Below are 1,127 nucleotides of genomic sequence, written 5' to 3' on the forward strand. Positions count from 1 at the left end.
GCCACCGGGGTGCGCCTGCCCGCCACCGTGGTGTTCGACCACCCCAGCCCGGCGGCCATCGCCCGCCACCTGCTGCCGGAGATCGTCCCCGACTCCGCCGCCGCACCGCGGTCCGAGCAGGACGAGATCCGCGCGCTGCTCGCGTCGATCCCCATCGACCGGCTGCGCAAGGCCGGGCTGCTCGACACCCTGCGCGAACTGGCCGACAACGACCCGCCGGAGGCGGCCACCGAGGACGGGGACGCCGCGTCGTTCGACGACATGGACGCGGAAGCCCTCATCCGGATGGCCCAGGAGGACCTCGCATGACCCCGGCCGAGAACGCCGTCGCCGCAATGAGCCTGGAGATGAAGGAATAGACATGGCCACCGATCAGAACCAGCTCATCGAGGCGCTCCGCAAGTCCCTCAAGGAGACCGACAGGCTCCGCCAGCTCAACAAGCGGCTGCTCGCCCAAGCCGGCGAACCGCTGGCGATCGTCGGCATGAGCTGCCGCTACCCCGGCGGCGTCACCACCCCCGAGGAACTGTGGGAGCTCGTCGCGTCGGGGCGCGACGCCATCACCGGGCTGCCCGCCGACCGCGGCTGGGACCTGGAGCGGATCTACGACCCGACCATGGGACGGCCCGGCGCCGTGTCCACCAGCGGCGGCGGCTTCCTCGACCGGATCGCCGAGTTCGACGCCGAGTTCTTCGGCATCAGCCCCCGCGAGGCGCTGGCCATGGACCCGCAGCAGCGTCTGCTGCTGGAGGCGTCCTGGGAGGCGTTCGAGCACGCCGGCATCGACCCGACCTCGCTGCGCGGCAGCAACACCGGTGTCTTCTGCGGCGTCGGCACCAGCGACTACTGCACGGTGCCGGCGGGCAGCCTGCCGCACATCGAGGGCTTCCAGCTCACGGGCGGCGCGGCCAGCGTGTCCTCCGGCCGCATCTCCTACGTGTTCGGGCTGGAGGGCCCCGCGGTGTCCGTGGACACCGCCTGCTCCTCCTCCGCGGTCGCCTTGCACATGGCCGCACAGGCCCTGCGGGCGGGCGAGTGCTCCATGGCCCTCGTCGGTGGCGTGACCATCATGTCCGGCCCGTTCCTGCTCGCCGAGTTCAGCCGCCAGCAGGCCGTCTCGCCGGACG

The 1,127-nt window shown here is 72.2% G+C and carries 2 protein-coding genes; both read left to right on the top strand.

The window, feature by feature from the left end; translation table 11 throughout:
* The coding region (locus tag IH00_RS36925) for an acyl carrier protein (protein WP_039946150.1) at positions 1-309 on the top strand (309 nt) is incomplete at its 5' end.
* 52 nt (positions 310-361) lie between these two features.
* A partial coding sequence (locus IH00_RS0103325) for a beta-ketoacyl synthase N-terminal-like domain-containing protein (RefSeq protein WP_031069346.1) occupies positions 362-1,127 on the top strand: 766 nt, incomplete at its 3' end.

The sequence above is a fragment of the Streptomyces sp. NRRL S-118 genome (genome assembly GCF_000716335.1).
In the GTDB taxonomy this organism is placed as follows: Bacteria; Actinomycetota; Actinomycetes; order Streptomycetales; family Streptomycetaceae; genus Streptomyces.